General features: G+C 69.9%; 17 protein-coding genes. 13 read left to right on the forward strand and 4 right to left on the reverse strand.

The features are described from left to right. Nucleotides 1–73 precede the first annotated feature (73 nt). Nucleotides 74–6,883 carry an RHS repeat-associated core domain-containing protein gene (locus tag K3N28_RS20875; protein WP_228094699.1) on the forward strand — a complete coding sequence of 2,270 codons (6,810 nt, stop codon included), beginning with the start codon at nt 74–76 and terminating at the stop codon, nt 6,881–6,883. Then, on the forward strand, nt 6,884–7,360 hold the full coding sequence (locus tag K3N28_RS20880; protein ID WP_228094700.1) for a hypothetical protein: 477 nt from the start codon (nt 6,884–6,886) through the stop codon (nt 7,358–7,360). It abuts the gene before it with no gap. Between the two features lie 20 nt (nt 7,361–7,380). On the opposite strand, the gene K3N28_RS20885 is transcribed toward K3N28_RS20880, so the two are convergent. Further along, nucleotides 7,381–8,562: a homogentisate 1,2-dioxygenase gene (locus K3N28_RS20885; protein WP_228094701.1), complete on the reverse strand. Its 1,182-nt coding sequence runs from the start codon at nt 8,560–8,562 to the stop codon at nt 7,381–7,383. 258 nt (nt 8,563–8,820) lie between these two features. On the opposite strand from K3N28_RS20885, the gene K3N28_RS20890 reads away from it, so the two are divergent. Next, the gene (locus tag K3N28_RS20890) at nt 8,821–9,615 is read left to right on the forward strand and encodes a hypothetical protein (protein WP_228094702.1); all 795 of its coding nucleotides are present in this window, start codon (nt 8,821–8,823) and stop codon (nt 9,613–9,615) included. Next, entirely contained in the window at nt 9,612–10,835 is a 1,224-nt protein-coding gene (gene fahA / locus K3N28_RS20895) for a fumarylacetoacetase (RefSeq protein ID WP_228094703.1), read from the forward strand. Before K3N28_RS20890 ends, fahA begins: the two co-directional genes overlap by 4 nt. A 115-nt stretch (nt 10,836–10,950) precedes the next feature. On the opposite strand, the gene K3N28_RS20900 is transcribed toward fahA, so the two are convergent. Then, the gene (locus K3N28_RS20900) at nt 10,951–11,448 is read right to left on the reverse strand and encodes an Lrp/AsnC family transcriptional regulator (protein WP_228094704.1); all 498 of its coding nucleotides are present in this window, start codon (nt 11,446–11,448) and stop codon (nt 10,951–10,953) included. Between the two features lie 130 nt (nt 11,449–11,578). On the opposite strand from K3N28_RS20900, the gene hppD reads away from it, so the two are divergent. Genes hppD through hutH form a run of 6 tightly spaced genes read left to right on the forward strand, consistent with a single transcriptional unit; the run spans nt 11,579 to nt 19,735 of the window. After that, nucleotides 11,579–12,751: a 4-hydroxyphenylpyruvate dioxygenase gene (hppD, locus tag K3N28_RS20905; RefSeq protein WP_228094705.1), complete on the forward strand. Its 1,173-nt coding sequence runs from the start codon at nt 11,579–11,581 to the stop codon at nt 12,749–12,751. A 59-nt stretch (nt 12,752–12,810) separates the two neighbouring features. Further along, entirely contained in the window at nt 12,811–14,448 is a 1,638-nt protein-coding gene (gene hutU, locus K3N28_RS20910; protein ID WP_228094706.1) for a urocanate hydratase, read from the forward strand. A gap of 40 nt (nt 14,449–14,488) precedes the next feature. After that, a complete protein-coding gene (locus tag K3N28_RS20915) occupies nt 14,489–15,721 on the forward strand; it encodes an allantoate amidohydrolase (RefSeq protein ID WP_228094707.1) in 1,233 nt (410 codons plus the stop codon). Then, nucleotides 15,715–17,010, forward strand: coding sequence for a formimidoylglutamate deiminase (locus K3N28_RS20920; protein ID WP_228094708.1), 1,296 nt, complete (start codon nt 15,715–15,717; stop codon nt 17,008–17,010). Before K3N28_RS20915 ends, K3N28_RS20920 begins: the two co-directional genes overlap by 7 nt. A gap of 31 nt (nt 17,011–17,041) precedes the next feature. Further along, complete coding sequence (gene hutI, locus K3N28_RS20925; protein WP_228094709.1) at nt 17,042–18,187, forward strand: imidazolonepropionase; 1,146 nt, start codon at nt 17,042–17,044, stop codon at nt 18,185–18,187. 9 nt (nt 18,188–18,196) lie between these two features. Further along, complete coding sequence (gene hutH, locus K3N28_RS20930; protein ID WP_228094710.1) at nt 18,197–19,735, forward strand: histidine ammonia-lyase; 1,539 nt, start codon at nt 18,197–18,199, stop codon at nt 19,733–19,735. A gap of 102 nt (nt 19,736–19,837) precedes the next feature. Here hutH and K3N28_RS20935 read toward each other — a convergent pair whose 3' ends face one another. Beyond that, on the reverse strand, nt 19,838–20,524 hold the full coding sequence (locus tag K3N28_RS20935) for an IclR family transcriptional regulator (RefSeq protein WP_030157516.1): 687 nt from the start codon (nt 20,522–20,524) through the stop codon (nt 19,838–19,840). Between the two features lie 67 nt (nt 20,525–20,591). Here K3N28_RS20935 and leuC point away from each other — a divergent pair, with 67 nt between their 5' ends. The 3 genes from leuC to K3N28_RS23285 all read left to right on the forward strand — a co-directional run bounded on the left by leuC (nt 20,592) and on the right by K3N28_RS23285 (nt 23,439). Continuing rightward, nucleotides 20,592–22,019, forward strand: a complete 1,428-nt coding sequence (gene leuC / locus K3N28_RS20940; protein WP_228094711.1) for a 3-isopropylmalate dehydratase large subunit — start codon at nt 20,592–20,594, stop codon at nt 22,017–22,019. Nucleotides 22,020–22,034: 15 nt separating this feature from the next. After that, nucleotides 22,035–22,634, forward strand: coding sequence for a 3-isopropylmalate dehydratase small subunit (gene leuD, locus K3N28_RS20945; RefSeq protein WP_228094712.1), 600 nt, complete (start codon nt 22,035–22,037; stop codon nt 22,632–22,634). 241 nt (nt 22,635–22,875) lie between these two features. After that, nucleotides 22,876–23,439 carry an HU family DNA-binding protein gene (locus K3N28_RS23285; RefSeq protein ID WP_255640302.1) on the forward strand — a complete coding sequence of 188 codons (564 nt, stop codon included), beginning with the start codon at nt 22,876–22,878 and terminating at the stop codon, nt 23,437–23,439. A 131-nt stretch (nt 23,440–23,570) separates the two neighbouring features. Here the strand turns inward: K3N28_RS23285 and K3N28_RS20955 are convergent, their stop codons facing one another. After that, entirely contained in the window at nt 23,571–24,851 is a 1,281-nt protein-coding gene (locus tag K3N28_RS20955) for a D-arabinono-1,4-lactone oxidase (RefSeq protein ID WP_228094713.1), read from the reverse strand. Between the last annotated feature and the right edge of the window lie 72 nt (nt 24,852–24,923).

Here is a 24,923-nt window from a genome sequence, read left to right on the forward strand (position 1 = left end):
GCGTCCAACGATCGCCGATGCCTTCGAAATGCCCTGGCGGACATCGCGAAAGACGCTGGTCAAGCGGGGTTTGGTGTTCGGCGCCATCGCCGCTCTGGCGGCGGGCTTCCTCATGTGGGTCGGCATCTGGGAACCGGAATATCGTCCAGAGGCGATCGACCATGAGCAGTCGGTTCCCGGCTCGGACTTCGAAGCCGCCCAGGTTGAACTGCCCGAAGACGACACCGAAGGCCGCCATCTCTCCGGTGACCAGCACGTCGAATTCCCCGAACTCGCCTCCGTCGAGGTGGCGCTCCCGGCCGGTGAGGCGGTCGAAATCGCCGAACTGGGCATCACGCTGCGTGTTACTGGTGACGACCCTCCGTCCCGCTTGCGCGTAGGGCTCGCCTCCGCTTCGGCCGGTGACGGACTCGAATGGGACTTCGAACGCACCGACGGCTCCGACGCACCCGGTACCGTCGAGGCCGCGTTCGACTACAGCGCGTACCGCAACGCCGGCGGCGCCGACTGGGACGACCGGCTCAAGGCCTACGACTCGACCGGTGCCGAGATCCCCTCCTCGCACAACGCCGTCGAGGGCGTCCTCACCGCCACGATCGAACTCGCCCCGACGCGCACCGGCGGCCGCTACGTCGCGCCGTCCACCGCGGGCGACTCGGGCGGACACGCCCAGAGCGCCTCCACCGCCTCGGTCACCCTCGCCGCCTCCGCCTCCGGCGACAACGGCACCTTCACCGCCACCAGCCTCGCCCCGTCCTCCACTTGGTCGGCGGGCAATCCCACCGGCGACTTCGCCTGGTCCTACCCCATCGACGTCCCGTCCTCTGTGGGCGGCCTCGACCCCTCGATCGCCCTCGCCTACTCGTCCTCCGCCGTCGACGGCCGCAACGAGTCCACCAACAACCAGCCCTCCGTCATCGGTGAGGGATTCTCCTTCGAGCCCGGCTACATCGAGCGGAACTACACCTCCTGCCAGCTCGACGACGAGGACGGCGCCAACAACCCGCCCGAGGCCGAGACCGGCGGCGACCAGTGCTGGGCCACCGACAACGCCGTCCTCTCCCTCAACGGCTCCGGCGGCGAACTCGTCCGCGACGACGCCACCGGCAAATGGAAGATCAAGAACGACGACGCCTCCAAGGTCGAGAAGCTCTCCGGCGCGACGAACGGCGACGACAACGGCGAATACTGGAAGGTCACCACCGGCGCGGGCATCCAGTACTTCTTCGGCCTGAACCGCCTGCCCCGCTACGGCGCCGGTGACGCCGAAACCGAGTCCACCTCGACCGTTCCGGTCTTCGGCAACCACTCCGGCGAGCCCTGCCATGCCACCGCCTTCGAGGACTCCTGGTGCGACCAGGCCTGGCGCTGGCGCCTCGACTGGGTGGTCGACACCCACGGCAACGCCATGGCGTACTTCTACGAGGGCGAGACCAACCACTACCTGCTCGACCTCGACGCCGACCACCCCGTCGAATACGACCGCGGCGCGAACTTGAAGCGCATCGACTACGGGCTCCGCTCGGACAACGCCTACTCGGGTGCGGTCAACCGCGTCGTGTTCGGCCTCGCCGACCGCTGCCTCGCCGACGCCCCCTGCGACTACGACCACCCCGAGAACTGGCCGGACGTTCCGCTCGATCAGTACTGCGACGGCACCGCCGCCGACTGCGAGGGCATCTACTCGCCGACGTTCTTCACCGACCAGCGCCTCGCCACGATCACCACGCAGGTCTACACCGGGGGAACCTGGAAGGGCGTCGACAAGTGGGGCCTGGCGCATTCGTGGCCCGACCCGGGAGACTCGACCCGTGCCGGGCTCTGGCTCGACGGCATCACTCGTACCGGCCTCGCCGGAGACGAGCCGATCGCATTGCCGCAGGTCACCTTCGACGGGATCCAGCTCTACAACCGCGTCCAGAAGACGTTGGACACCAAAGCGCCGATGAACTGGTTCCGGATCTCGGCGATCCGCAACGGCACCGGCGGCGTCACCACCGTCAACTACACCGACACCGAGTGCGACGCCAAGGCCGGCATCATGCCACCGTCTCCTGAGGACAATGACATGCGCTGCATGCCGGTGATCCTCACGACCGCGGAGGACAACGACGGCAAGCCCGAGTACGACTGGTACCACAAGTACGTCGTCACCGAGGTCGCTGACATCGACACCACCGGCGGTTCACCGCCGGTCACGACCGCATACGAGTACGTCGGGAAGCCTGCCTGGCGCTACGCCGACGACGACGGTCTGACCGACCCCGGGTACAAGACCTGGTCGCAATACCGAGGTTATGCCGCCGTCCGGACGATCACCGGCGACGGCTCGGACGACAAACTCGTCACCGAGACCACGTACTTCCGAGGCCTCGACGGCCAGAAGCTGCCCGACGGCAGTACCACGAGCGTCAAGGTCGACGGCATCACCGATCACGACGAGTTCGCGGGACGTCCCCGTACTGAGACGACCTTCCTCGACGGTGCGGCGATCTCCAAGACCGTCACCACACCTTGGCGCTCCGGACCCACCGCCACTCGCGTGCGCGACTGGGCGACGGTCCATGCGCGACACACCGGCACCAGCGTCGTCGCCTCCTCGTCGCTCCTTTCCGACGGCACCTGGCGAACGGTGACGGCGACGACGAAGTACGACTCCTACGGCATGGCCGTCTCGACCGAGTCTTCGGGCGACACGAGCGTCGCCGGTGACGAGCAGTGCGTCAAGATCACCTACGCGCGCAACACGACCAAATGGATCGTCAGCCTTCCGGTGCGCACGCAGACCCTCTCGACCACTTGCGCCGCCACCCCTTCGTACCCGGCCGACCTCATCTCGGACGAGCGCGTCTACTACGACGGCGCCACCTCGCACACGACCGCGCCGATCAAGGGCGACATCACCAAGACGGAGACCGCCAAGGACTACGCGAACGGCACCCCGGTCTATCTCGTCACCGGCACGATCACCGTCGACCAATACGGTCGCGGTCTCATCTCGACCGATGTCGACGGCAATGTCACCACCACGGCCTACACTCCGACCACGGGCGGCCCGGTCACCGAGGTCACGACGACGAATGCGCTGAGCCACTCCAGCAAGCAGAAGCTCGACCCATTGCGCGGCAACGTCCTCCAGTCGACCGACGCCAACGGCAACCTGACCGAGATGCAGTACGACGCTCTCGGCCGCCTCGTCGCGGGATGGACGCCCGACCGCACGCGGGCCGCCGGCTACGAGCCGGCCGCGAAGTTCGAGTACCTCCTGCGCGATGACCAGGCGTCGGCGACCGTCACCCACGGCATCAACGCCAACAGCACCTACACCACGACGATCGAGCTGTTCGACGGCCTGATGCGCACGCGCCAGACCCAGATCCCCGCCCCCGACGGCGGCCGGATCCTCACGGACACCGTCTACGACACCCGCGGGCTCGTCCACAAGCAGTACGGCGCGTACTACAACGATCAGAAGCCGTCGACGACGCAGTTCACCGCCTCGGACAACGACGTTCCGAGCATGACCGCGTACGAGTACGACACGGCCGGGCGCATCACCGCCGAGGTCTTCTACTCGCACGGCATCGAGCAGTACCGCACCACCACCGTCTACGACGGCGAAGAGGTCACCGTCATCGACCCGGACGGCCGCGCGGCCACATCGGTCGTCGACGAGAGCGGCAACACCGTCGAGGTGCGCAACCTCCACACCGCCGACCCGGCCGGGGCCTACGACGCGATCACCTACGAGTACGACCACGCCGACCGCCTCCTGTCGATGACCGACCCGGGCGGCAACGAGTGGACGTACGAGTACGACCTCATGGGACGGCAGACGGCCGCGGAGGATCCCGACACCGGCCGGACCGAGACCACGTACTACGACAACGGCCTGGTCGAATCGGTCACCGACTCGCGTGGGCAGAGCATCTGGTACGAGTACGACGAACTCGGCCGGGTCCTGTACGTCATGAAGGACGACTTCTACGGCGACCTCATGGAAGCCTACGAGTACGACCTGTTCGGGAAGGGACTCCCCGCCACGACGTCCTCCTGGGACGAAGCGGGGAACCTCTACAAGACCCGCGTGCTCGGCTACGACGAGGCGAGCAGGCCGGTCGGCATCCGCTACACGCTCGACGGCGACTTCGGCGCGCTCGACCGCTCCTTCGACTTCCGATACACCTACAACCGGGACGGCTCCGTCGCCCAGGTGACCTACCCGGCCGCGGGCGGTGTGGCCGCGGAAGAGGTCGTGACGACCTACTCCGACCTCGGCCTGCCGCAGACGACCTACTCACCGAGGCAGTGGTACGTCTCCGAATCGACGTACACCAAGTATGCCGAGATCGCGCAGCTCACGATGGACCCGGACGGGCCGAACGTCGCCGAGGCCCCGGTGGCCTGGCAGGCCTTCACCTATGAGGACGGCACCCGGCGCATGACCGGGTCGCGCTTTGAGATCTCCACCGGTCCCGACCATCTGATCCACGATCAGTCCTACGAGTACACCGACGGTGGCCTGATCACCTCGATCGACAACCAGTCGGACCTCGGCGCGGACACGCAGTGCTTCGCATACGACTACCTCAAGCGGATCACCGACGCCTGGACCGGCGCGACCCCGGCCGCGTGCGACGCCCAGCCGACGAGCACGAGCCAGGTGGGCGGCGCCGCTCCGTACTGGCAGTCATGGGAGTTCGACGACTCCGGCAACCGCACGAGCCAGGTCGACCACCTCGCGGGCGAGACGATCGGCTACACCTACGATGCGGCGCAGCCGCACACCGTCACCTCGGCGACCATCGCCGACGCCTCGGGCACGAAGACCCTCTCCTACGCCTACGACTCGACGGGCAACACGGTCACGCGCCCCGACGAGAACGGCAACGCCCAGACGCTGGCCTGGTCGACAGAGGGGGAACTGGAGTCGTCCACGGTTTCGGGTGACGTCACCGACTACGACTACACCGCGGACGGCAGCCGGATCTCCCGGACGGACCCGGACGGGACGATGACGGTGTTCCTGCCGGGCATGGAGGTCGTCCAGGCCCCGGACGGGACCGTCAGCGCGTCGCGCTATTACTCGCATGGTGGCCAGCAGGTCGCGATCAGGACCAACGACGACAACCTGTCCTGGCTCGGAGCCGACCACCTGGGCACGTCGACGGCTGCCGTGGACATGGACACGCACGCGGTGCAGATCCGCTACTTCGACATCTACGGGAACGAACGAGGCACACCGGCCACATCCTGGGTGGACGACCACGGCTATCTGGGCGCGACGGAGGACCCGTCGGGTCTGACCCACTTGGGTGCCAGAGAATACGACTCGACCCTGGGGCGGTTCATATCCGCGGACCCGGTGCTCGATCCGACCGATTCGCAGCAGATGGGCGGCTACGCCTACGCGAACCACTCGCCGATTTCCTTCTCGGACCCTTCCGGTCTGAAGCCGGGTTACACCAACGGCGGCTACTCCTGCATCGACGGCGACTGCTCCTACCACAATGGGGACGGATCGCTGCGTGACAAGGAGGACTGCCGGAACTACGCGGGCACGTCGGCGGCATGCGGCGCCGGCAAGGGCACGGGCTCGGTCAGCGACAACGCCAGGGCGAAGGCCGACGCCGAACGCGACATCGACGATGACCTGAAGCAGGACGCCGAGGCGGCGCAGGACATCCTGAACACCTCGATCGTCGACGTGGTCATCGACGTGGGCGCGGAGATCCTCCTCGACCTGATCGGCGTCAACGACATCATGGCGTGCGTGGGCTCGGGCGACATGATGTCGTGTGCTTCCATGCTGATGGACCTGATCCCATGGGCGAAGGTCGCGAAGATGGCCGGGAAGCTCTTCAAGGCCGCGAAGAAGATCTACAACGCGGTCACGAACTTCCAGGAGAAGCTCTCGTGGGCGCGAAGCACGATGAAGCGCTACAACGACGCGGTCGAAGCGGCGACGGAGCGCGCGAAGAAGAAGTTCAGCTCCGGTGGCGGAAGCGACGCGCCCTCGTGCAGCATCGGTAACTCCTTCACAGTTGAAACCAGAGTCGTGATGGCTGACGGTTCGGCGAAACCCATCAATGAAGTCGAACCCGGCGATGAAGTGCTCGCCACCGACGAGAAGACCGGCGAAACGACCGCCCGCAAGGTTGTCACCGGCATTGAAGGCACCGGTGCCCGAATTCTCGTCGACATCCGTGTCGACACGGACGGCGACGGCAAGGCCGACGACACGGTGACCGCCACGGATGGTCACCCGATCTGGGCGGCCGATGAATCGGACCTGTCGGGGAACCCCGAAACCGGGGCAATGTTGGGCGACTGGACCGACGCGATCGACCTGAAGGCCGGCCAGTTCCTGCGAACCAGCGCAGGAACCTGGACCCAGATCACCGCGATCGAAGTCCACGCCGCCCACACCACGGTCTATAACCTCACGGTCGAAGAAGACCACACCTTCTCGGTCGCGACCGCCGACACTGACTTCCTCACCCACAACTGCGGTGGTTCGAAGTCGGATCACCCGAAAGAATGCGTCTGCGACCCGAAGAGCGACTCAAATGAGATCATCATTGAAAGGGGGAGCTTCGAATCGGCACGGAATAAAGCGCTGTCGGTTCTCGGAGACATCGATCCTGCTACACGTAGGACCGATATCGGTAGGCTGGAAACTTCCACTACGACGTTTGGAAAGGTAGTCGGGTTTACAGCGAGCGGTGCCGACGGTGGATTTAGACGCTTCCGTCTTGACTTCGACCCGGCGAAGGGGCCGCACATCAACGTTCAGATCGGGAAGAAGAATGGCAGTAAATGGGCAATCAAGTTTCCTGGGGATGAATCCAGCTTCGTCAGTATCCTTGGTGGGAACACATAGATGAACGCGCCTCTGCGGTGGGACTTGCTTCCCCGGTTCATGCAGGTCCGTAAGAAGCCCGAGTTCATGGGCGGGCAACTCTACTCCTTGTCGAAGTCGATTCGCATCCTTGACCGCGAGGCGTCCGAGTCCGTAGTGTCCGAGGTGCTTGGGCGGCTGCCTGCAGCGAACGCCACTGAAATCGCTTGGGAGCAAGTGCCTCATGATGAGATCGTCTCGGACGATGCTCCGGATGCCTGCATCGTCGACCGGCTGCGCGTGTTCCTCGATCCGTACTCGAGACGCGGTGATCCGGCGTTGGTTCTATGGTCGGCGGTGCTCTGTGTCGAGCTGAGCACCGCCCACCTTGCCGAACACCTCGAGGAGCTGGTGGATTCGACCGCCGAGTTCTCGATCTACCTCCCGAACGCGATGACACTGATTGATCGCCAGTTCAGCGGCCGGGTGGTCGTCGCCGGTATCGAGGAGTACGTCTGAGGGTGGTCGATCGGCAGTCTTTATGCCGGGTCGCGGTTCCAGGTCCAGGCGTAGTCGGTGTCTTCTACGTCGAGGGCCGGTTCGCACAGTTCCAGGGGCCGGAAGGTGTCGACCATGACGGCGAGTTCGTCGAAGTAGTCGGCGCCGATGGAGCGCTCGGCCGCGCCCGGCTGGGGGCCGTGCGTGAACCCGGACGGGTGCAGCGAGATCGAGCCCTGCTCGATGCCGGAGCCGCGGCGGGCCTCGTAGTTGCCGCCGCAGTAGAACATGACCTCGTCGGAGTCGACGTTGTGGTGGTTGTACGGCACCGGGATCGCGTCCGGGTGGTAGTCCACTTTGCGCGGCACGAAGTTGCAGATGACGAAGTTGGAGCCCTGGAAGACCTGGTGCGCCGGCGGCGGCTGGTGGATGCGGCCGGTGATCGGCTCGAAGTCGTGGATCGAGAACACCCACGGGTACAGGCACCCGTCCCAGCCGACCACGTCGAACGGGTGGTGCGCGTACGTGAACTTCGTCCAGAGCGTCGCGCTGCCGCGGCCCCGGTGCTGCACGTAGACGTCGACGTTCTCGCCGTCGACGAGGAGCGGCTCCTCGGGGCTGCGGAGATCGCGCTCGCAATACGGCGAGTGCTCCAGGAACTGGCCCCGCACGGAGAGGTAGCGCTTCGGCGGCGTGATGTGGCCCGTGGACTCCACGACGAGCGTCCGCAGCGGTTCGTCGGTCCCCGGGATGATCCGGTAGATCGTGGACATCGGCATGATCAGGTAGTCGCCCTGGGTGATGTCGATCGCCCCGAACGAGGTCTCCACGTGGGCTTCACCGGATTCGACGTAGATGCACTCGTCGCCGATCGCGTTGCGGTACAACGGCGAGGGCTTGTCGGCCACCGCGTACGAGATACGACAGTCCGCATTGGACAACAGGTGGTTGCGCCCCAGGATCGCGTCGCCCGCGCCGTCGAGCTTGTGGGTCCGGAAGTGCCGCGGCTTGAGCGGGTGGTTCGGGACCGGCTCGCCCTTCTCGGGCCGATGCTCCGCCGCCGAGCTGATCGCCGTCGGCCGGAAGCGGTGGTACAGGAGCGAGGAGTCCGAGGAGAAGCCCTCCTGGCCCATCAGCTCCTCGGAGTACAGGCTCCCGTCGTCCTGGCGGAACTGCGTGTGTCGTTTGTCGGGGATCTGCCCGACCGAACGGTAGAACGGCACGTCGACTCCTTCGTCGTGTGTGCGCGGCAGCCGAGGGTGTGGCCTCCGGCACGGTGGCTATGCCCTGAGGATAACGGTCCGTCGGTGGGATTTCGAGTGGTCCGCGCACAGCCGTGCGCGGCCCCGCGGGCGCCCCGTCTCCGCGCCATGCGCCTACCGGCAGCGGCGGCACCGCCCATCGGACGAGGGCGACGACGCCGAGCCGGGCGCTGGGCGGACCCCTGGACCGCGAGCGCGCCAGGGCTCTAGGCTCGGGGCATGGCTGGACCGATACCCGCGATGCTGCGGGGCTTGATCGACGACGCGGCGCTCTTCCCACCAGGCAGCGCGCCCATGGAAGCGGCTGTCCCCGCCCACCGCGGGTACCGCCAGTCCTGGTTCGAGGCCCTGGTCGGGCCGCTCCTGGTGCCGCAGTCGCGGCTCGGGGACCTCGACCCGGGACGCCGCGAACTGCGCATCGGCGTCATCGTCGACGGCGACCTCGAACGCGTCGCCCAGGACGTGACCGCCCTGCCGCCGCAGGTCCTCGTCGTCCACTACGAGTCGCGGCACCCCCTGGAGCGCCTCGCCGAGTTCGCGCCCTCCTGGGGCAGGCCCGTCTACGCCGAGCTCCCGTTCGGCGACGAGGCCCTCGACGCCGTGCGGCCCACCGGGTTCACCCCGAAGTTCCGCACCGGCGGCCTCTCGGCGGAGTTCTTCCCCGCGCCCGAGACCCTCGCCGCCGCGATCGCCGGGTGCCGCCGCCGCGGCCTGCAGTTCAAGCTCACCGCCGGTCTCCACCGGGCGGTGCGCCACCGCGACCCCGAGACCGGCTTCGACCACCACGGCTTCCTGAACGTGCTGGTCGCCGCCGCCGACGCCGAGGGAGGGGCCGGCGTCGACGAGATCGCCGCGACCCTCGCGTCCACCGACGCCGAGGCCCTCGCCGCCCGCGCCCGCCGCCTCCTGGCCCGCTCGCGCCCGCTGCTGACCGGCTTCGGCTCGTGCAGCGTCCATGAACCGCTCGACGACCTCACGACACTCGGACTCCTGCGACGAGGGGACACGCGATGACCGCCACCAGCTGGGTCGAGGGCGCCGAAGCCGGGCCCTTCGACCTCGAACACCTCCCGTACGGGGTCTTCTCCACCGCCAAGGACCCCGCCCCCCGCATCGGCGTCCGCATCGGCGACCAGGTGCTCGACCTCCGCGGGCTCGCCACGGGCACGTTCTTCCTGCCGTGGATTCGGCCCGCCTTCCACGAGCAGGCCCTGAACGGCTTCATGGCCATGGGCCCGCCCGCGTGGCGGCTCGTCCGGCACCAGCTCATGGAACTCCTCGCCGACCGCCGCTACCGCGACCAGTCCGCGACCCTGCTGACGCCGATCGCCAAGGCCCGCATGCACCTGCCCTTCAACGTGGCGGACTATGTGGACTTCTACGCCTCCGAGGAGCATGCCGCGAACCTCGGCCGGCTGTTCCGCCCCGATTCGGAGCCGTTGCTGCCCAACTGGAAGCACCTCCCCGTCGGCTACCACGGCCGCGCCGGCACCGTCGTGCCCTCCGGGACCCCGATCGTCCGCCCCCGCGGCCAGCGCAAGGCCAAGGACGGACCGCTCGAGTTCGGGCCGAGCGCGCGCCTGGACATCGAGACCGAAGTCGGCTTCGTCGTCGGCGTCGGCACCGAGCTGGGCACCCCGGTGAGCGTGGACGACTTCGCCGAGCACGTGTTCGGCGTGGTCCTGGTGAACGACTGGTCCGCGCGGGACATCCAGGCCTGGGAGTACGTGCCGCTCGGCCCGTTCCTCGGGAAGTCCTTCGCGACCTCGATCGGGCACTGGGTCACGCCGCTCGACGCGCTCGCGGCGGCGAAGGCCCCCGCGCCCGTGCAGGACCCGGCCCCGCTCGGCTACCTGCAGGAGACCGACCGGTTCGGCTACGACCTCGAGATGGCCGTGCGCTGGAACGGCACCGAGGTGTCGCGCCCGCCGTTCGCCGGCATGTACTGGACGCCGGCGCAGATGCTCGCGCATCTGACGGTGAACGGCGCCAGCCTGCGGACGGGCGACCTGTTCGCGTCCGGGACGGTCTCGGGCCCCGAACCCGCGCAGCGCGGCTCGTTCCTGGAGCTCACCTGGGGCGGGAAGGAGCCGGTCACCGTAGGCGAGGGCGAGACGCGGTCCTTCCTGGAGGACGGGGACACCGTGGTGATCGAGGCGACCGCCCCCGGCGCCGAAGGCGGCCGCATCGGTCTCGGCGAGGTGAGCGGCACGATCCTGCCCGCGAAGGACTGACGGCCGCGGACCGTCCCCAACCCCCACCCTCCCGAGAGGGGAAGGCAGTCTCAGGGCGAGCGTGGCATCCGGGTCCGACAGGAATCGGGCCCGGATCGGCCCTCGCGGCCGAGGTTCACCCGGAAGGGTGAGCGCCGCGCGCGGCCTCCTTGACGAGCGGCAGCGTCCGGTAGGGGATCTGCTCGGCGAGGGCGATCACCGTCGTGGCCCGCAGGACCCCCTCGCTCGCCAGGACCCGGTCGATGACCCCCTGCAGCTCGGCGTTGGTGCGCGCCACGATTCGGCACAGCATGTCGCCCGCGCCCGTGACCGTGTGCGCCTCCAGCACCTCCGGGATCCGGGCGAGCCGCTGCGCCATGGGCTCGTGGCCGACGGCCTGCCGCAGTTCGAGGGTCACGAACGCGGTGACCGGGAACCCGAGGGCCCCGGGTTCCACGCGCGGCCCGAAGTCGCGGACCACGCCGCGCGTCATGAGCTTGTCGAGCCGCGCCTGCACCGTCCCGCGCGCCACTCCGAGCCGCCGCGAGCATTCGAGGACCCCGATCCGCGGCTCGGCGTCGAGCAGTTCCAGCAAGCGTGCATCGAGCGCGTCGATCGCGATCTCCTTGGACATGTTGACCAGTGTAGGAGGCCTCCGCCTGGACTGTTTGCGCAAGTTGACCAGTCCGCACCGGTCGGCTTGCCCAGTCCCGGAATCTGGACCATGATCGAGGCCACAGCCCCGCATCGATGAGGAGGCCGCCATGGTCGACACCGCCAACCGTTCCAGCAGCGCCGCCGACGCCCAGTTGGTGGGTGCGGTCGAGCACGACATCCGCCAGGACGCGTTCCCCATCAAGGGCTGGGACCACGTCCGCTACTACGTCGGCAACGCCCGCCAGGCCGCCCACTACTACTCGACCGCGTTCGGCATGACCCTCTTCGCCTACCGCGGCCCCGAGCAGGGCTACCGCGAGCACGCCGAGTTCGCGCTCAAGTCCGGCGGCGTCGTCTTCGTCCTCGCCGGCGGGGTCACCGCCGACGCCGAGGCCACCAGGCACCACGCCGCCCACGGCGACGGCGTCATCGAGGTCGCCCTCGAAGTGCCCGACGTGGACGCCAACTACAAGCACGCGATCGAGAACGGCGCCATCGCGGTCGAGGAGCCCCACGACCTCACCGACGAGCACGGCACCGTCCGCCGCGCCGTCATCGGCACCTACGGCGAGACCCGCAACGTGCTCGTCGACCGCTCCCGCTACGACGGCCCGTTCCTGCCCGGCTTCGTCCGCTGCGAGCCCATGGTGGCGCCGCCGGAGAAGCGCTTCTTCCAGGCCATCGACCACGTCGTCGGCAACGTCGAACTCGGCCGCATGCGCGAATGGGTCCAGTACTACGAACGGGTCATGGGCTTCACCAACATCGTCGAGTTCGTGGACGACGCCATCGCCACCGAGTACTCCGCGCTCATGAGCAAGGTCGTCGCCAACGGCAGCCGCAAGATCAAGTTCCCGATCAACGAGCCCGCCGAAGGCAAGAAGAAGTCCCAGATCGACGAGTACCTGGAGTTCTACGGCGGCCCCGGCGTCCAGCACATCGCGCTCGCCACGAGCGACATCCTCGCGGCCGTCGACGCCATGCGCGAGCGCGGCGTCGAGTTCCTGGAGGCCCCGGACGCCTACTACGAGGACCCCGAGCTGCGCGACCGCATCGGCGAGGTCCGCGTCCCGATCGAGGAGCTCCAGAAGCGGCGCGTGCTGGTCGACCGCGACGAAGACGGCTATATGCTCCAGATCTTCACCAAACCGCAGCAGGACCGGCCCACAATGTTCTACGAGATCATCGAGCGGCACGGCTCGCTCAGCTTCGGCAAGGGCAACTTCAAGGCCCTGTTCGAGGCCTTGGAGAAGGAGCAGGCCAAGCGCGGCAACCTGTGAACGAGCGGCGCACGACGAAGGCGGCACGCGAGCGAGCGGCATTGACGGGGAGGTCCGGCATGCGGGCACCACACGGCACCGACCTGCACTGCCGGACCTGGCAGGCGGAGGCGGCCTACCGGATGCTCCAGAACAACCTCGACCCCGAGGTCGCCGAGCGACCCGAGGACCTGGTCGTCTACGGCGGCACCGGCAAGGCCGCCCGCAGCCCCGCCGACCTGGCCGCGATCCTGCGGACGCTCGAGACGCTCGCGCCCGACGAGACGATGCTCGTCCAGTCGGGCCGGGCGGTCGGGGTCATGCGCACCCACGAGTGGGCCCCGCGCGTGCTCATCGCGAACGCGAACCTGGTGCCCGACTGGGCCGCCTGGCCGGAGTTCCGCCGCCTCGAATCGCTCGGCCTGACCATGTACGGCCAGATGACCGCCGGATCCTGGATCTACATCGGCACCCAGGGGATCCTCCAGGGCACCTACGAGACGTTCGCCGCCGTCGCAGAGAGGCGCTTCGGGGGCACCCTCAAAGGAACCCTCACGCTCACGGCCGGCTGCGGCGGCATGGGCGGGGCCCAGCCCCTCGCCGTCACCATGAACGAGGGCGTGTGCCTCATCGTCGAGGTCGACCCCGAGCGGCTCGCGCGCCGCCTGCGCACCCGCTACCTCGACACCGTCGCCGCGGACCTGGACGACGCGATCGCGCAGGCCCTCGCCGCCAAGCGCAGCGGCACCGCCAAGTCCATCGGCCTGGTCGGCAACGCCGCCGAGGTCCTGCCCGAGATCCTCGCGCGCGGCGTGGAGGTCGACATCGTCACCGACCAGACCTCCGCGCACGACCCGCTGTCCTATGTGCCCGCCGGCGTCCACTGCCGCGATGCGGCCGACACCGCCGAGGCCGACCCCGCGGCCTACACCGACCGGGCCCGCGCCTCCATGGCCCGCCACGTCGAAGCCATGGTCGGCTTCCTCGACGCGGGCGCCGAGGTCTTCGACTACGGCAACTCGATCCGCGGCGAGGCCCTCGAAGGCGGCTTCGAGCGCGCCTTCGCCTTCCCCGGGTTCGTGCCCGCCTACATCCGGCCCCTGTTCTGCGAAGGCAAGGGCCCCTTCCGGTGGGCCGCGCTCTCGGGGGACCCGGCCGACATCGCCGCCACCGACCAGGCCGTGCTCGACCTCTTCCCGGAGAACCGGACGCTGCACCGCTGGATCTCCCTCGCCCGCGACCGCGTCGCCTTCCAGGGCCTCCCGGCCCGGATCTGCTGGCTCGGCCACGGCGAACGCGACGTCGCCGGCGTCCGCTTCAACGAGATGGTCGCCGACGGGACCCTCAAGGCCCCCGTCGTCATCGGCCGCGACCACCTCGACTGCGGCTCGGTCGCCAGTCCCTACCGCGAGACCGAGAGCATGCTCGACGGCTCCGACGCCATCGCCGACTGGCCCCTGCTCAACGCCCTCGTCAACACCGCGTCCGGCGCGAGCTGGGTCTCGATCCACCACGGCGGCGGCGTCGGCATCGGCCGCTCCCTCCACGCGGGACAGGTCACCGTCGCGGACGGCACGGCGCTCGCCGGGCGGCAGCTCGAACGCGTGCTCGCGAACGACCCCGCCATGGGCGTCATCCGGCACGTCGACGCCGGATACGAGGCGGCCGAGCGCGTGGCCGAGGACCACGGTGTGAGGATTCCCAACAGGGAATCCTGAACGGGAGGACCGGCAAGCTCGACTGCGAACGGGGAGCGACATGGACACGGGCGAATTCCGCCGGCTCTGGGACGACCTGGCCGCCATCGGACGCGCCGACGACGGCGGCTACCTGCGCTTCTCCTGGAGCGAGGCCGACCTGGCGTGCCGCGACTGGTTCCGCGCCCAGGCCGAGGACCGCGGCCTGCGGTGGGAGACCGACCGCAACGGCAACCGCTACGCCTGGTGGGACCCCGAACCGACCACCGTGCCCGGTGAAGCGCCCCCGGACGACCGGGCCGTGCTCACCGGCAGCCACTTCGACTCGGTCCCGCACGGCGGCGCCTACGACGGCCCGCTCGGCATCGTCTCGGCCTTCCTCGCCGTCGACCGCCTCCGCGCCGAAGGCGCCGAGCCGCGGCGGCCCATCGGCATCGTCGCGTTCACCGAGGAGGAAGGCGGCCGCTTCGGCGTCCCCTGCCTCGGCTCCCGCCTCACCACGGGTGCGCTCGACCCCGCCGCGGCCCGCGGCCTCACCGACCCCGACGGCATCACGCTCGCCGACGCCATGCGCGCCGCCGGAGCCGACCCCGACGCGCTCGGCCCCGACCCCGAACGGCTCGACCGCCTCGACGCGTTCGTCGAGCTCCACATCGAACAGGGCCGCGGCCTCGACGGCGAAGGCGCGGCGGTCGGCGTCGCCGGCGCCGTCTGGCCCCACGGCCGCTGGCGCGTCACCGTCACCGGCGAGGCCGACCACGCCGGGACCACGCGCCTCGCCGACCGGCGCGACCCGATGCTCACCTTCGCGTTCGCCGTCCTCGCCGCCCGCAAGGAGGCCCGGCTCGCCGGCGGCCTCGCCACGATCGGCCGGGTCGAGGCCGAACCGAACGCCACCAACGCCATCGCCGCGCGCGTCACCGCCTGGCTCGACGCCCGCGCCCCCGACGACACCGTGCTCGAAGCCATCCTCCGCGAGTTCGAGTCCAAAGTGCAGGACCGCGCCGCCCGCGACGGCACACAGGTGTCGATCACGCCCGAATCCGAGACCACCCTGGTCGAATTCGATCCCGCCCTGCGCGACCGCATCGCGACGCTGCTGGGCGGCGCGCCGGTCCTCCCCACCGGCGCGGGCCACGACGCGGGCGTGCTCGCCGCGCACGTGCCGACCGCGATGCTGTTCGTGCGCAACCCGACGGGCGTCTCCCACGCCCCGGGCGAGGCCGCGAGCGACGAGGACTGCGCCGCGGGCGTGGAGGCGCTCGCGGCCGTGCTGCGGGACCTGGCGTGCTGACCTACTGGGCCGAGCACGCGTGGCTGCCCGACGGCCCGGCCGCCGCGGTCGCGATCGGCATCGCCGACGGACGCATCGCCAAGGTCGTGCCCGGCAGCCCGAGGCACGGCGACGCCCTCCGCGGCGTGACCCTCCCCGGGTTCGCCAACGCCCACTCGCACGCCTTCCACCGGGCGCTCCGCGGTCGCACGCACGCCGGGAAGGGCACGTTCTGGACCTGGCGCGAAGGCATGTACGCCCTCGCGCAGCGCCTCGAACCCGACGCCTACCACCGCCTGGCGCGCGCCGTCTTCGCCGAGATGGCGCTGGCCGGGATCACCTGCGCGGGGGAGTTCCACTACCTGCACCACTCCCCGGGCGGGCGTCCCTACCGGGAACCGAACGCCATGGGGGAGGCCCTCATCCAGGCCGCCGCCGACGCGGGGATCCGGATCACCCTGCTCGACACCCTCTATCTCGCGGGCGGTTTCGGCCGGCCGCTCGCCCCCGCGCAGCGGCGCTTCGGCGACGGCGGCCTCGAGGCCTGGCTCGACCGCGTCGAGAAACTCGTCGCGCCGCCCCACGCGATCATCGGCGGCGCGGTGCACTCGGTCCGCGCCGTCCCCGACGAGGCGATCACCGCGTTCGCGTGCTCGACCGAGGGCCGACCCGTCCACGTCCACCTCTCCGAGCAGCGCGCCGAGAACGAGGCCTGCCGCGCCGAACACGGATGCAGCCCCACCGAACTGCTGGAGCGCTGCGGGCTCCTCGGCCCCGACCTGACCGCCGTCCACGCGACCCACCTCGCCGGGCACGACATCGACCTGCTGCGCCGCTCGGGCACGACCGCGTGCTTCTGCCCCACGACCGAACGCGATCTCGCGGACGGGCTCGGCCCGGCGCGGGCGCTCGCCGAGGCCGGGGTGCGGCTCTCGCTCGGCACCGACAGCAACGCCGTCGTGGACATGTTCGAGGAGGCCCGCGCCGTGGAGATGCACGAGCGGCTGGTCAGCGAGGAACGCGGCCAGTTCACCGCCACCGAACTGCTCACCGCGATGACCAGGCACGACAGCCTCGGATGGCCCGACGCGGGCCGCATCGAGGCCGGGGCCCGGGCGGACCTCGTCACGGTGGGCCTCGGGACGCCGCGCACGGCCGGGATCGACCCGTCCGGCGTCGTCTACGCCGCCACCGCGGCCGACGTCACCGACGTCGTCGTCGACGGCCGCCGCGTCGTGGCGGACGGCCGCCACGTGAGCATCGACGTCGGCGCGGCACTCGCGGCGGCGATCGAGGAGCTGTGGACATGAACCCGAGCCACGCCGCGGGAAGGCGGTCGCGATGAGCCTCTTGGTGGACCGGATCGGCGAACTCTTCACCGCCGACCCCGAGCACGGCGTCCTCCGCGACGCCGCCGTCGTCGCCGAAGGCGGCCGCATCGCCTGGATCGGCCCGAGCGCCGAAGCACCCGAAGCCGACGAACGCGTCGACGCGGACGGACGGGCCGTCATCCCCGGTTTCGTCGACAGCCACGCCCACCTCGTCTTCGCCGGCGACCGCTCGGCCGAGTTCGCCGCGCGCATGAGCGGCGAGCCCTACACCGGCGGCGGCATCCGCACCACGGTCGCCGCCACCCGCGAGGCCCCCGACGTCGAACTGCGCGCCACCGCCGCCCGCCTCACCGCCGAGATGCTCCGCCAGGGGACGACCACAGTGGAGATCAAATCCGGGTACGGCCTCACCGTGGCCGACGAGGCCCGCTGCCTGCGCATCGCCGGCGAGTTCACGCCCGAGACCACCTACCTCGGGGCGCACACCGTCCCCTCCGGCGCCGACCCCGACGAGTACACCGCCCTCGCCTGCGGCCCCATGCTCGACGCCTGCGCGCCGCACGCCAAATGGGCCGACGTCTTCTGCGAACGGGGCGCCTTCGACGGCGACCAGGCCCGCGCCGTCCTCACCGCCGCCGCGAAAGCCGGACTGGGGCTGCGCGTCCACGCCAACCAGCTCACCGCCGGTCCCGGCGTCCGACTCGCCGTCGAACTCGGTGCGGCCTCCGCCGACCACTGCACCCATCTCACCGGCGCCGACGTCGACGCCCTCGCCTCCAGCTTCACCGTCGCCGCCCTCCTGCCGGGGGCCGAGTTCTCCACCCGCTCGCCCTATCCCGACGCGCGCCGCCTCATCGACGCCGGCGCGACCGTCGCGCTCGCGACCGACTGCAACCCCGGCTCATCGTTCACCAGCAGCATGGCCTTCTGCATCGCCCTCGCGGTCCGAGAGATGCGCATGACCCCCGCCGAAGCCCTGACCGCGGCTACCCTGGGCGGAGCCAAGGCATTGCGCCGCAACGACGTCGGCCGCCTCGTCATCGGTGCGCGGGCCGACCTCGCGGTGCTCGACGCGCCCAGCCACGTCCACCTGGCCTACCGGCCCGGAACACCCCTGATCACGACCGTCGTCCGCGGCGGCGCCGTGGTGAGTTGAGGAGCAGCGATGTCCACAGTCCGCATCAAGCCCGTCCCGGTCACCCCCGGCGAAGTGATCGCGGTGGCCCGCGACCGCGCCCGCGTGGTCCTCGACGCCGAGGCCCGCGAGGCGATGATCCAGAGTCGAGCCATCGTGGACGCCATCGAACGCGAAGGCCGCCCCGTCTACGGCGTCTCGACCGGTTTCGGCGCCCTCGCCAACACCTTCGTCGCGCCCGAGCGCCGCGCCGAACTCCAGCACGCGCTCATCCGCTCGCACGCCGCGGGCGTCGGCGACCCCATGCCCGACGAGGTCGTGCGGGCGATGATGCTGCTGCGCCTGCGTTCGCTCGCCATGGGCCGCAGCGGCGTCCGCCCGGAAGTCGCCGAGGCGCTGGCCGCCCTGCTCAACGCGGACGTCACACCGTGGGTCCCGCGGCACGGCTCCCTCGGGGCATCGGGCGACCTCGCGCCGCTGGCCCACTGCGCGATGGTGCTCCTCGGCGAGGGCTGGGTCCGCGCCGCGGACGGCGCCCGCGTCGAGGCCGGCCCGGTCCTGGAACGCGCCGGCCTGACACCGATCACGTTGTCGTCGAAAGAGGGCCTGGCGCTCATCAACGGCACGGACGGCATGCTGGGCATGCTGCTGCTGGCGGTCGAGGACCTGCGCCACCTGCTGACGATGGCCGACGTGTGCGCGGCGCTGTCGAACGAGGCCATGCTCGGTTCCGACCGCCCGTTCCAGCCGGAGCTCCACGAGATCCGCCCACAGCCGGGCCAGGCGAAGAGCGCGGCGAACATCCACCGGCTGCTGCAGGACTCCGAGGTCATGGACTCGCACCGGAACGACACGGCGCACGCGGTCCAAGACGCCTACTCGATGCGATGCGCCCCGCAAGTGGCCGGAGCGGCGAGGGACGTGCTCGCCTACGCCGAGACCGTGACGGCCCGAGAACTCGACTCGGTGGTCGACAACCCGGTCGTCCTCCCCGACGGCCGTGTGGAGTCCACGGGCAACTTCCACGGCGCCCCGCTGGGCTACGCGGCCGACTTTCTCGGCATCGCGGCGGCGGACGTCGGCTCGATCTCGGAACGACGCGTGGACCGCCTCCTCGACGTCACCCGCTCGCGGGGGCTGCCGGCCTTCCTGAGCCCGGACCCGGGAGTGAACTCGGGCCTGATGATCGCGCAGTACACGGCGGCGGGCATCGTGGCCGAGAACCGCAGGCTCGCGGCCCCGGCCTCGGTCGACTCGGTCCCCACGTCGGGCATGCAGGAAGACCACGTGTCGATGGGCTGGGCGGCGGCCTGCAAGCTGCGGACGATCATCGACAACCTGGGCACGCTCCTGGCGGTCGAACTCCTCGCCGGAGTCCAAGGCCTGCAACTGCGCCAACCCCTCATCCCGAGTCCGGCCGCCAGGGCCGCGATCGCGGCGGTGGCCCCGATCGCCGGCAAGCCGGGCCCCGACCACTTCCTGGCCCCGGTCATCGAGCAGGTGCAGCACCTCGTCGAGGGCGCGACCCTGCGCGCTGAGATCGAGGCGGCGGTGGGCCCGCTCAGCTGACGACCTCGGAACGCCCGAGGCCGCCCCGGCCACATACACGGCGTTGCGGGCCCAAGATGCGGCGGCCCGGCGGAACGGTGTTCCGCCGGGCCGCTCCATGTCTCAGAGGCCGGAGAGTTTCTGGCCCGCGCGGATCACGGCCATGCCGAGGCGGTCGCCCGGGCGTCGTCCCAGTCGCTCGATCGGCCCGGAGACCGAGATCGCGGCGACGACGCGGCCGGTCTTGTCGCGCACCGGCGCCGAGACGCTCACGACGCCCGGCTCGCGCTCGGCCACCGACTGCGCGAAGCCGCGCCGGCGCACCTCCGCGAGGGTCTTGGACGAGAAGCGGCACTTGGGCAGCAGCGGCAGGATCCCCTCGGGCGGCTCCCACGCGAGGAGCACCTGGGCGCCGGAGCCGGCCGTCATGGGCAGGGCGGCCCCCACGGGCACCGTGTCCCGCAGCCCGGAGGCGCGTTCGGCGGCGGCGACGCAGACGCGCTCGTCGGCCCGCCTGCGGTACAGCTGGGTCGACTCGCCGGTCTGGTCCCGCAGGAGGTTGAGGACCGGCTCGGCGGCGCTGAGCAGCACGTCGGCCGTGGACCCGGCGAGTTCGCCGAGCTTCGGGCCGGGACGCCAGCGCCCCTCGTGGTCGCGTTGCAGCATCTCGTGGGCCTCGAGGGCCTGCGCGAGGCGGTGGGCCGTGGCCCGGGGCAGTCCCGTCTCGTGCACGAGCTCAGCCAGGCTGGCGCCATTGGTGCAAGCCGTGAGGATGAGCACCGCCTTGTCGAGGACGCCGACTCCGCTGATAGTATTCGTTCTCACGAGCTGAACACTACCTCCCATATTTCGAGAAGTCCAACGACTGGGAACAGAGATGTCACGTACACCACACGAAGCCGAGGAGATGCGACCGCGCACCCTCGCCGAAAAGGTCTGGGACGCCCACGTGGTACGCACGGGCGGCGCGCAGCCGGACCTGCTTTACATCGACCTCCACCTCCTCCACGAGGTGACCAGCCCCCAGGCCTTCGACGGCCTGCGGCAGGCCGGGCGCAAGGTCCGCCGGACCGATCTCACGATCGCGACCGAAGACCACAACACGCCCACCGACAACCTCTTCACCATCGCGGACCCGACCAGCCGCAAGCAGATCGAGACGCTCCGCGCCAACTGCGAGGAGTTCGGCGTCCGCATCCACTCCCTCGGCGACGACAACCAGGGTGTGGTCCATGTGGTGGGACCCCAGCTGGGACTCACCCAGCCGGGCATGACCGTCGTGTGCGGCGACTCCCACACCTCGACGCACGGCGCGTTCGGCTCGATCGCGTTCGGCATCGGCACCAGCGAGGTCGAGCACGTGCTCGCCACGCAGACCCTGCCGCAGGCCAAGCCGAAGTACATGGCCGTCACCGTCAACGGGTCCCTGCCCGAAGGCGTGTCCGCCAAGGACCTGATCCTCAAGATCATCTCCATCACCGGCACCGGCGGCGGCAAGGGCCACATCGTCGAATACCGCGGCCAGGCCATCGAGGAGCTCTCGATGGAAGGCCGCATGACGGTGTGCAACATGTCCATCGAATGGGGCGCCAAGGCCGGCCTCATCGCCCCCGACGAGCGCACCTTCGCGTACGTCCAGGGTCGCCCCCACGCGCCCCAGGGCGAGGACTGGGACGCCGCCGTCGAGTACTGGCGCACCCTCAAGACCGACGAGGGCGCCGTCTTCGACAAGGAGATCGTCATCGACGCGGCCTCCCTGAGCCCGTTCGTCACCTGGGGCACCAACCCCGGCCAGGGCGTCGAGCTCTCCGGGAACGTGCCCGACCCGAACGACTTCGACGACCCGATCCAGCGCACCACCGCCGCGAGCGCCCTCGAGTACATGGGCCTCGAAGCCGGCACGCCGATGCGCGAGGTCCCCGTCGACGTGGTCTTCCTCGGCTCGTGCACCAACGGCCGTATCGAGGACCTGCGCACCGCCGCCGAGGTCATCAAGGGCCGCAGGGTCGCCGAGGGCGTGACCATGATGGTCGTGCCCGGCTCGGCCAAAGTGCGCGAGCAGGCCATGGCCGAGGGCCTCGACCAGGTCTTCACCGAGGCAGGCGCCGACTGGCGCTTCGCGGGCTGCTCGATGTGCCTGGGCATGAACCCGGACCAGCTGACGCCCGGCCAGCGCGCCGCCTCCACCTCGAACCGCAACTTCGAGGGCCGCCAAGGCAAGGGCGGGCGCACCCACCTGGTCAGCCCGGCCGTCGCCGCGGCCACCGCCGTCACCGGACGCCTCGCCAGCCCGGCGGACCTGTAAGAGAGGGCAAGGAACATGGACAAGTTCACGACCCACACCGGCCGGGTCGCCCCGCTGCGGCGATCCAACGTCGACACGGACCAGATCATCCCGGCCGTCTACCTCAAGCGGGTCACCAAGACCGGCTTCGAGGACGGCCTGTTCGCCGAATGGCGCGAGGACGAGCAGTTCCTGCTCAACCAGGAGGCGTACAAGCACGCCACGATCCTGGTGACCGGCACCGAGTTCGGCACGGGCTCCTCCCGCGAGCACGCCGTCTGGGCGCTCAAGGACTACGGCTTCAAAGCCGTGGTCGCCCCCCGCTTCGGTGACATCTTCCGCGGCAACTCGCTCAAGAACGGTCTGTTGACTGTGGAGCTGCCCGAGGCGGCCGTCGAGGAGCTGTGGGCGCTCGCCGAGGCGAATCCGGACACCGAGGTCACCGTCGACCTCGTCGCCTGCGAAGTCCGTGCGGGGGACCGCGCCTGGGGCTTCGAGTTCGACGAGTTCCTGCGCTGGCGGATGATGGAGGGCCTCGACGACGTGGCGCTGACGCTCCGCGACGAGGACAAGATCGCGGCGTACGAGTCGAACCGGGACGCTTGGCGGCCTAGGACTCTCCCCGCTCAGGTCTAGCGTCCACAATCCGATCCAGTTAGCCCGCACGTACGGAGCCGGTGGCGTCGCCACCGGCTCCAGGCGTGTTCGGGTCCCTCCCAACGGGGTTGCGAGCGTCGATTTCGGGCACCCGAATAAAAATTCCTTGCGACACAAGGGGTCGATTTTCGCGGAAACAGTTGCGTTCGCTTTCGAAACGTCATAACGTGCGCTTAACAAGCTGGTATGGCTCCAGAACCTTATCGGGAGGGTAGGACTCGTGAACAAGGCAGAGTTCGTCGATCGGATCGCCGCTCGCACTGGCGACCGGGCCGCTGCGAAAGAAGTCGTGGACGTCGCGATCGACGAGATACAGCGCGCGGTGGTGAAAGGGGAGAAAGTCTCCTTCGCCGGTTTCGGCGTCTTCGAGAAGCGCCAACGCGCCGCTCGCATGGCCCGCAACCCGCGCACCGGAGAGGCGGTCAAGGTCAAGAAGACCGTCGTCCCCGCGTTCCGTCCGGGCACGGGGTTCAAGGAACTCGTGACCGGCAAGCGGAAGCCGACCAAGGCCGCCTCGGCCTCGAAGAAGGCCGCTCCCGCGAAGAAGGCCGCCACCGCGAAGAAGGCGACGGCCAAGAAGACGGCCGCCAAGAAGACCACGCGCGCCGCCTCCGCCGGGGGCCGTTCGATGGCCACCGATCGCGTGTCGGCCAAGAAGACCGCTGCGAAGAAGAGCACGGCCAAGAAGGCTTCGACCGCGAAGAAGGCCGTCCGCAAGACGGCGTCCAAGCCCGCGGCCAAGAAGTCGACGGCGAAGAAGACCACGAAGCGCGGACGCAGCTGATGCCGCGGCCCCGGACCGGTTCGGGGCACGGTGCGGCCCCCGTCCGACTCGCACGGGGAAGAGGGCATTCAGGAGCCACCTGAATGCCCTCGCTTGCTTTCCGGGACCGGCGCCTCAGACGCCCCGTCCCACTAGCGCGCGCCACCGCCCGCGATCGCGGCGGTGAAGTCATTGGCGAACTTCCCCTCTGGATCGACGCGTTCGCGCAGTTTCTCGAAGTCGCCCATTCGCGGATAACGCGAGCGGACTTCGCCGATCGGCGTCGAAAACAATTTGCCCCAATGCGGGCGAGGTGAAAACGGTTCCAGCGCCGCCTCCAACGCGTGCATCACCGGCCGCACCGCGTTGAAGTCGCTCACCCATGTGAAATGCAGACCCACGGTGTCGCGTCCGTAGGCCGGCGAGAGCCACAGGTCGTCCGCCGCCATCGTGCGGACCTCGTTGATCTGCGTGACCGTCGCGAGCTCGTCGCCGATCCCGGCCAGCGCCTCCAGTGCCGCGGGGGCGTCCGCGCGGTCGATCAGGTACTCCGACTGGAGCTCGTCGCCCGCGCTGGGCGTGAACTCGGCCTTGAAGTGCGGCAGGCGCTCGTGCCAGGGCCCCGTCTGGCCCAGCTGGACGGTGCACGCGGCCGGGTCCACCCCCGGGATGGGGTGGCGGGGACCGGTCGCCAGCGGCGCGCCGTACCAGTTCGCCTGCGGAAAGGGATGGCTCTGGTCGGCGGTGCGCTGCTTGACCCAGAACTGGAACGCCGGCTCGGCGCCCCACCGCGTGAACAGGCTCGTGCTGTAGGCGGCCGAGGTGAGCCCGTCGAAGTCGGCCACGACCGCGTCCAGGGACAGGCCGTCGTAGACGTACTGGCGCATCTCGAAGGCCGGCAAGAGGTCCAGCGTCACCGTGTGCACCACGCCCAAGGCGCCCAGGTGGACGACCGAACCGGGGAAGTCCTCGTCGCCGCGGGCCACGGTGCGCAGTTCGCCGTCCGGGCCGATGAACTCGATCGCGGCCACGGCCGTCGCGAGGCTCCCGTTGCGGTCGCCCGAACCGTGCGTCCCCGTGGCGATCGACCCGGCCACCGAGATGTGCGGCAGCGACGCCATGTTGTGGAGTGCGAACCCGGCGCGGTGGACCGCGTCGCTCAACGCGGCGTACGTGAGCCAGCCGGAGGCGCGCACCGTCGCCTTGAGCGCGTCGACGGACACTTCGGGCTCGATGCCGGCGAGCGAGATCATCGTCGCCTCGGAGGCGGCGATCTCGTTGAACGAGTGGCCCGACCCGAGCACGCGCAGGCGCGGTGCGGCCGCCACGGCCGCCCGGGCCTCGTCGAGCGTGGCGGGCGCCTCGAAGCGGCTGGGGGAGAAGCGGATGTTCCCGGCCCAGTTCTGCAGGGCGGTGGGGGCACGGTCCGGCACGGCGGATTCCTCCTTGTAGGCGCGCTACTGCGCACGGGGTGCGGCAGGGGCGGCCAACGGTACCGCGAAACC

Source organism: Glycomyces sp. TRM65418, from assembly GCF_019710475.1.
Taxonomy (GTDB): domain Bacteria; phylum Actinomycetota; class Actinomycetes; order Mycobacteriales; family Micromonosporaceae; genus Glycomyces.

What these genes read in the sequence shown, in the direction of transcription:
- K3N28_RS20880 (WP_228094700.1), top strand. Translation starts at nt 6,884, where the DNA reads ATGAACGCGCCTCTGCGGTGGGACTTGCTTCCCCGGTTCATGCAGGTC.
- K3N28_RS20890 (WP_228094702.1), top strand. Translation starts at nt 8,821, where the DNA reads ATGGCTGGACCGATACCCGCGATGCTGCGGGGCTTGATCGACGACGCG.
- fahA (WP_228094703.1), top strand. Translation starts at nt 9,612, where the DNA reads ATGACCGCCACCAGCTGGGTCGAGGGCGCCGAAGCCGGGCCCTTCGAC.
- K3N28_RS20900 (WP_228094704.1), bottom strand. Translation starts at nt 11,448, where the DNA reads ATGTCCAAGGAGATCGCGATCGACGCGCTCGATGCACGCTTGCTGGAA.
- hppD (WP_228094705.1), top strand. Translation starts at nt 11,579, where the DNA reads ATGGTCGACACCGCCAACCGTTCCAGCAGCGCCGCCGACGCCCAGTTG.
- hutU (WP_228094706.1), top strand. Translation starts at nt 12,811, where the DNA reads ATGCGGGCACCACACGGCACCGACCTGCACTGCCGGACCTGGCAGGCG.
- K3N28_RS20915 (WP_228094707.1), top strand. Translation starts at nt 14,489, where the DNA reads ATGGACACGGGCGAATTCCGCCGGCTCTGGGACGACCTGGCCGCCATC.
- hutI (WP_228094709.1), top strand. Translation starts at nt 17,042, where the DNA reads ATGAGCCTCTTGGTGGACCGGATCGGCGAACTCTTCACCGCCGACCCC.
- hutH (WP_228094710.1), top strand. Translation starts at nt 18,197, where the DNA reads ATGTCCACAGTCCGCATCAAGCCCGTCCCGGTCACCCCCGGCGAAGTG.
- leuC (WP_228094711.1), top strand. Translation starts at nt 20,592, where the DNA reads ATGTCACGTACACCACACGAAGCCGAGGAGATGCGACCGCGCACCCTC.
- leuD (WP_228094712.1), top strand. Translation starts at nt 22,035, where the DNA reads ATGGACAAGTTCACGACCCACACCGGCCGGGTCGCCCCGCTGCGGCGA.